At 55.3% G+C, this 7,193-nt stretch carries 5 protein-coding genes; all 5 read left to right on the forward strand.

Annotated features, from left to right (window positions below; all coding sequences use genetic code 11):
- Positions 1–99 precede the first annotated feature (99 nt).
- The 5 genes from ACP5J3_RS09255 to ACP5J3_RS09275 are packed head-to-tail and all read left to right on the forward strand — an operon-like array spanning position 100 to position 7,040.
- Complete coding sequence (locus tag ACP5J3_RS09255) at positions 100–339, forward strand: hypothetical protein (RefSeq protein WP_428495426.1); 240 nt, start codon at positions 100–102, stop codon at positions 337–339.
- Positions 336–497, forward strand: a complete 162-nt coding sequence (locus ACP5J3_RS09260) for a hypothetical protein (protein ID WP_428495427.1) — start codon at positions 336–338, stop codon at positions 495–497. Before ACP5J3_RS09255 ends, ACP5J3_RS09260 begins: the two co-directional genes overlap by 4 nt.
- The gene (locus tag ACP5J3_RS09265; RefSeq protein WP_428495428.1) at positions 494–4,330 is read left to right on the forward strand and encodes a hypothetical protein; all 3,837 of its coding nucleotides are present in this window, start codon (positions 494–496) and stop codon (positions 4,328–4,330) included. The genes ACP5J3_RS09260 and ACP5J3_RS09265 overlap by 4 nt, the downstream gene beginning before the upstream one ends.
- Positions 4,327–4,845, forward strand: coding sequence for a hypothetical protein (locus tag ACP5J3_RS09270; RefSeq protein ID WP_428495429.1), 519 nt, complete (start codon positions 4,327–4,329; stop codon positions 4,843–4,845). Before ACP5J3_RS09265 ends, ACP5J3_RS09270 begins: the two co-directional genes overlap by 4 nt.
- Entirely contained in the window at positions 4,842–7,040 is a 2,199-nt protein-coding gene (locus tag ACP5J3_RS09275) for a hypothetical protein (RefSeq protein WP_428495430.1), read from the forward strand. Before ACP5J3_RS09270 ends, ACP5J3_RS09275 begins: the two co-directional genes overlap by 4 nt.
- The last annotated feature ends 153 nt before the right edge of the window (positions 7,041–7,193 follow it).

Consider the following 7,193-nt stretch of genomic DNA (forward strand, 5'->3'; position numbering starts at 1 on the left):
ATGGCTCATGCGCTTATTCATGAGGCGAATCATGCGACGTTGATCTACAGCAATCCGTGCGGAAAGAAAACGTTATATATTGGGTAAAACTTTATTGACATGCAGGTAACCAAAATACCGGATGGCATGAAAAGACGAGAAAAGTACGCCCATATCTCCATCCTCCGCGAGGCTGATAGGATACTCGACATCGCGTCGGCGTATTCTGGAATGATGAAGTCTGAGATAATTCTTCACTTGGCGCGATGTCCTAGGTGCAATGTGCTCCTTCTACACAAAGGCGAAGATGTGGTGAGGTGCCCAGCGTGTGGAAAGAGATACAAGCTGGTGGAGTTATGAGCCAATGCGAGGTGCCGCCTCACATACCACCTGGGGTTCTGGATAGGCTTGAGAGGGGGGAGTGGATTGCTGTTTCCGATCTGGAACTGGCGTTTGAAATTGTCGAAATTGCCAAGTGTCTTGGGAAGAAGGCGAAGATTGAGCTTATTGATTTATGAACTTTGGCGAGTATCTGAAGGTAGAGAAGGAGGATGGCGTCTATGTAGTGTGGATCGGAGACTCGGATTTTGTCGAGATCAAGAAGCTTCCGCCTCCGCCTAGGGTTCTGAACCGCATCGCCTCGGCTCTCCGCAGGCTCACCGGTACGGAGGTGTCTGTCAGGGAACTGAGGGAGTTCTTGAAGAAAGCTGTAGAGTCCGCCAAGCCCGCTAAGCGGGAGGAGCCGCCTCCATCTGCAGACGCAGTTGCTATTGTAGAGGCCATGCTGAGAGACGCAGAGAGGCTGTTGAGAAATCCGGCAGATTACGAATCGATCGCCATGTGGCGGGCCTTCGTGCCTAAGCGTGGCAAAGTCACAGTCTGCAGAGGCTCTGAGGAGGGCTGCTGGGCGGAGATCGCGGAGAGGGTTAGGAGGGGCGGGGAGCCCGGCGCAGTCGTCACATCTATTGCGGTTAAGCCCGCCATCTACGCTGAACTGATTGGAGCGCGCGGGGTGGCGCCAGCCTTGATCGACGTCGATTCTTGGACCGAGGAGGCGGCTGAGCTGGTGGCGGAGCTGGGAGAGGATGTGTACAAGATATTCGGCGGGGCCTTCGAGTGTCAAGATCCGGTGGAGTGCCGCGGCGACTCATGTATATGCCCTGGCGGCGCCGAGAGCAGGAGGAAGTTCAAAATCCCCATCGCAGTGATCGGCGCGCCTCCCGACGTCAAAAAGGCGTCGATCCCAGGCGTTGAGATACACTTCCGCACGCCAGCTAACGTGGCTGGTCAGTATCTGGGAGACATATCGTATGAGCACGCCACTGGCAGGATTCCAGTACTGGATTGGGGCGAGTTCGCGAGGCTTGTGGAGAGGCTTGGCGGGGATGTTGTGGTAGAGGACAAGAAGGTTGCTAGATACGCCGAGCAACCGCCGAAGGTTGAAGAGGGGAGTTGCAAGCACATAGATGTGGATAGGGCCGCCGAGGCGTTCGTCAAGATATATGCCAGAGCCGCGGCGGGGGGCGCCGCGCTTAACAAAGAGGTGAACCGCCACAACGCCATATTCGCGCTGGCATCGCTGGGGAGGTGGCTGGGGATATGCCGCCGCGATATTGAGGAGATCGTCCAGAGGGTGTACGGCTCCGCTGGGCAAGAGTCTCAGTCCCGGAGCCAGCGCCTCAGCCACGTAAGGAGAGCCTACGAGGGGAGTAAGCCATATGGCAGAGCTAGCGCGGTGGCTTATCTGAGGGAGCTCGACGTGGAAGCCGCCAAGGAGCTACTGTCTGTGCTAGGCTACAAGCCACGCACAGTTGTAGATCGCCTCTTGGAGGCGATGGCCAAGGGGCCGGAGCAAGCGCACGACGCCGCGGACAAGATCAGGAACCTCAACGTCAAGTTCCTCGAGAGGGAGCTGAGAGCCAAGGCGGGGGAGTACGGGCTAGAGCTCGTCTTCGCGGAGAGGCGCGGTGGCTTCTACTCGGCGCTCCTCCAAGCGCCATTTGGCTACTATGTAATATATGGAAGGATTGAGGAGGCGAAGTTCGCCGCTGAGAAGTTTAAGAGGTGGATGGGGAAGCCCATAGAGGCTGACGGTGGCGAGGTTGTGGCCAAGACCTTCCGCATAGATAAGTCTCTGTACTTCATAGAGTCTGAGTCTGTGAAGAAGATAGAAGACGTGCTCGACGGGGAGATGTACATAGTCCTCAAGACTGTGAGGACTTCCGACGGGAGGTACATAAAGGAGATCTTCCCAATCGAGTCTAGAGAAGAGGCAGTCAAGAGGATTTCGCAAGACATGGCTCTCAAGATAGACGGGGTTCCGAGCCTGCTCGTAACGCAGGCCAGGCCAGTGAGAGACACCGTCACCACTGGCTTTTTCTTCCTAGACGGAAAGATGGAGATTAGAGTAGACTCTGAGCCGAGGTTCGATATCGACAAGCTGAGGGACTTCCTCCACCGGGTGAAGCAAGGCTTCCGCGGCTCGCCTAAGCCCATGGCTCTGATCATGGTGGTGATGTCTGGATCTATGCTATACGCCGCAAGGCAGAAGGCCCAGGAGAGGAGACGGGACTACGGAGACTGGAAGGTTGCTATTGTGTTCGGCCCCGCTGGGAGGGCTAAGACCTCAGTGATCAAAACCGCCTTGAACTTCCTCGGCATCTCGGACGACGTTGGGCGATCCAGGTTCGCATCTGAGAACTTTATCTACCAGCAGGGGCTGTATGTATTGGACACGCGCCCCCGCATCAACACCGCCGTGTCGTGCACCACCATAGTCATGGTGGTGGACGAAGTCGCCGAGGTGGACGATAGGGGCAATGTGAAGAGGAGCGATAAGATGGAGGAGCTGATCAAGATAGTCGGTGGTCTTTCTGCATCCACCAGCTTAACTGGAGCTCGGGCGAAGAGGAGGGGGAAGGGCGCCGAGGACTTCTTCAACGCCAAGAGGACTATAATTGGAATAACCAATCACAACCCAGAGCTATTTCTAAACCTCCGCGATCCCGCCATCGCCAGGAGGCTCCTCATAATCGAGCTGGATCTCCCGCCGCCACTCTACATGGGCTTGGAGGAGCTGAGGGGGTACAACGTGGCTGGGTGGCTAGCGAAGATAGCCGAGTCGGAGGAGTTCTGGCGGCTTGTGGAGGAGTCTGTGGAGAGGCAAGTGAGGGAGCTCGGCATGAGCCGGCCATCTACGATGCTCGCGCTCTCGTACGCCATAGCTAAGATGGCTGAGAGGGAGACAGGCGATCCAATATTCATGGAGGCCTACAAGGCGCTAGAGGAGATCGAGCTAGAAAACGCAGAGAGAGTGAAGGAGGCAGTCACAGCCGTGAAGACGCCAGAGGAGCGGTTCAGAGAGTACGTCTTGTCGAGGCGCGATCCAAAGAAGCCTGAGACTCTCGCAGAGCTATTTGTCAAGCTGATAAAGGAGCCCAGGCCGGAGTTCAGAGCCTTCCCGCCAGACTCAGACACTTGGAAAGATGCGGAGGAGGTGGTGGATCGCGTCATGTCCATGGCGCGCAACAACGCATTTGTCACAGAGTTTATAGAGCGTCTCACAGGCGAGAAGCCTGAGAAGGCTGAAGTGGAGAAGAACAAAGACGATGAATCGGCGAAGCTGTCGTGGACAATTGTGTTCGAAAGGCTTATATCGACATATAAGATTTGTATAAAGGACAATATAGTTGGACAGCGCCGGATACGCACAACACCTCCAAAACCGTTCTTCTATGAGCAGCACAGATTTGGCGGGCAAAAAATACACTACTGGTGCCTACGGCTTGATGATGCTCTAAAGATACTGATTGGGAGAGAGTCCGCAACTATAGTTGAAAGCCACGAAGAGCAGAAAGCCGAAGCTCAACAACAAAACACTGATTCTGGGGGTGGGGGTATATATCCTCAGTTTGGTGGTTCCGATGGTTCCATGGTTCCGTCAAATACTTCTGGATCAAACATAGAACAAGGCTGGAATTTAAGTCAAACCGGAGGCGCCGAAGTCGGTTTTACAAACAATCCAAAAGAGATTGGTGGAACCATGGACCCAATGGAACCACCAAACAGAGGTATATATGGGGGATCTGGGGAGAACGAAGTTTTTGAAAAGTCCGCTGAGATAGCTGAAAGCAGTGGAGAGCTGAACGCCGATGAGATAGATAGGCGTCTTGAAGAGGCGAAGCAGAAGGCGGCTAGGATATCGGAGTTTGTGGAGAATAATAAGCAAGCGATTAGGTGCTATATGGAGAAGCTGTTGCAGACGATGTCTAGGAGCGAGGCTAGGAAGAGGGTTGCCGAGGTGATTGAGAGGGAGAACGTTGAGGAGCTGAAGAGAGTTGGGTGTCTATGAGTTCCGTAAAAGAGCTTCTGAAAAAGCTGAAGGAGAGGTGTAGTGGCGGTGGGGACTGTACAGAGGGGGTTGTAGAGACGATAAGCGAGGCGGCTATAGCAGATCTGAGATATGCAGTTTTCGTAGCCAGAGAATATGGTGTAAACGTTGAGCTCGCAGTTTTTAACAGCTTAATTACACAGGCTGAGATTCTGCTCTTCATTCTGCGTACAGTTGGCGGGCCTTACTGCGAAGTTGCGGAGCTCTATGTGAAGATTATGGACAGAGTGTTCCACTGGATGGAAGATGAGGGTCTACTCACTGGGCCTAGGTGGCCATTTCTGGCGTGGGTTTATCCAATAGAGGAGAAACTTGGTTGTAGATACATAAGCGATGGCGATAGAGAGGCTCTCAAGAAGCTTTTTGAAGAGAGGCACGCAGTTGTGGAGTACCTAACTATTAAACTCCTTATGCAGGTCGTGAAGCTTAATGGCGCGGTGGCAGTTTCGTACGACTTCGTAGTGAAGAGGAGATGATAGCCTACCTCGGCGGGAGGAGGTTTCTTGTGGACGGGAAGGAGATCAGCCACAGCGCGTACTTCTACGTTTTGTCGAGGGAGAGGCCAGAGGCTCTTGGTGGCGTCAAACTGGAGAGGACCGACTTGAAGGCGTACGTGTTTAAAGAGATCAAGTTCGCCGAGTCTGATCTGAGGGTGTGGAGAGCGTATGTGGGGGATCCGGCTAAGGTGCCTAAGGCCAGGGAGGCGTATCTGAGTAGGGGGTACAGAGTGTCGCAGTCGGCAATACCGTTTGTGGCGAGGTTCGCTGTGGACTACAGGAAGGACAGGCAGAGAGCGAAGCTGTTGCCAGAGTACGCGAAGCGGGAGATCGCCGAGGCCCTCCGAAGCGCCAAGAGGCCGAGCTTCGCCGCCTTCGACGTAGAGGTTCAGAACGGCGCGGTGTTGGTTGGATGGACTTTCGACGGGGTTGAGATCTCCACAGGCTCGCCATCTGAGTTCGTCGCTGATCTGTCTTCGTCTGGAGTGGACTACGCAGTCGGCTTCAACTCTTGGTCGTTCGACTGGGAGTACGTGTCTAGTAGCAAGCTGTCCATCGCTGGCGTCCCGCATCTGGATCTCTTCCCATTCACGGCCGGGGCCTTCCGCACCTCCTTCGGAGTGCAGGAGGAGGCCAACGCCCTTCACGAGATCGTCCGGCAGGTGAAGCTATCGCTTCCGTTTGACTACAAGCGGTGGATAGGTCTGAAGGCTAGGAGGGGCGCTGGAGCTCTTGAGGAGTACTTGAAGTACGACGTCGTCGCGACTTACAAGCTCGCTGAGAAGGTCTTGCTAACTGCAGAGGCCCTTGCCAAGCTGACAGGCGTCCCGCTCCACCTTCTAAACGTCTTCGCAGATGGCTACTCGCCTGGCTCTCTTCACGAGGCCCTAGTAGCGAAGTATCTCGAGGCTTCGGAGGGCGCTGTGGTGGAAGATCGCCGCGCCTCTGCAGACTATGGCGGGGCGGAGAAGGCCAGAGCTTCTGCTGCTGGGCTGTTTAGAGACGTCTACGAGTACGACTTCAATATGCTATATCCGACGATATACTACGTCCTCCAGCTGGATCCCCTAACCATTAAGAAGTGTAGCTCCGGGCTTGAGATCAAGAGGTTGAGAGTCAAGATCTGCACGTCTCCAGGCCCCGTCTCGGAGTACCTCTCCAGCCTCTACGAGGCGAGGGCGGAGACTAAGAAGATGAAGAAGGAGCTGGGGGAGGTGGGGGAGGCGGCCGATCAGGCTGTGAAGATACTGGCCAACTCCGCATACGGCGTCTTCGCCAAGAGCTTTGGCAACCTAGTTAATGAGTACATCGCCGCGGTGATCTTCTGGACTTCGCAGGAGATATTCGACAAGCTGTGGGGGAGGTTCAAGCCACTGTATGGCGATACCGACTCTCTCTATCTCCGCAACAACCCCGGAGAGGACGCAGTCAACTCTGAAGCTAGGAGGGTTGCGGCTGAGGTGCTGGGAGAAAGCGCTATCAACCCCGTTGAGGCCTTCTCCCTAAAGCTTGAGGGAAAGTGGAACGTGTACATACCTGCTGACGAGGATGGGAGGCCCCTCCTCAAGAACTACGTCAAGTGGAGCGGCGAGGAGAAGGTGCTGAAGGGGGTTAGGTTCAAGCCCCACAGCCTGCCCCTCGGAATTAAGTACGGCGGCTGGGCGGACGTGGTGGTGGACATCATTGAGGGGAGGAGGAGCCTGGAGGAGATCGTCGCGTCTCTGCGGGATGAGGAGCTCTTCCTGGAGGAGTCCATGTCTGCCAGAGACGTCTTCCGCACAAACAGTGGTCCACTCAAGGTGGTGGACTTCAAGAGGGCTGTGTTGCTTGGGCGGCTGGCTCTGGATCGTGGAGGGAGGGTGGAGGTGGAGAGGGCTCCGGGTGGCGTGAGGATCAATGGCGTCTTTACAAGCGACATCCTCGACGCCTTGTACATCCCCGTTAGCCGGAGCACCAAGGCGCCAGTGCTGATCTACTATACTGGCGGGAGGATCCGCAAGGCGTCGGTGTTCGTGTCGGCGTCGCTCGGCAACGGTGCTGTGGAGAAGATAGTCGCGGAGGCCAGGGAGATGGAGGCCCCAAGCCGCAGGGAGGTTGAGCAACAGTTGCTCAAGATAATCGACGTGCCACTACCCAGAGGAGCCAGAAAAGCGCCAGCCCAGACTCTACTGTAAAGCTCTAAGAACGGATCCTACTAGCAACCTTCTGCGCGGATTCTCTAACTTTTTGATACACCTTCTCTGTGCCCATCAGCACGCCGTGCTTCTGCAGTATGTAGCGGTAGATCTTGGATCTGCTACCCAGCGAAGCCGCCAGCTTTATTAGGT

This window comes from Pyrobaculum sp. (genome assembly GCF_049971835.1).
Classification (GTDB): domain Archaea; phylum Thermoproteota; class Thermoprotei; order Thermoproteales; family Thermoproteaceae; genus Pyrobaculum.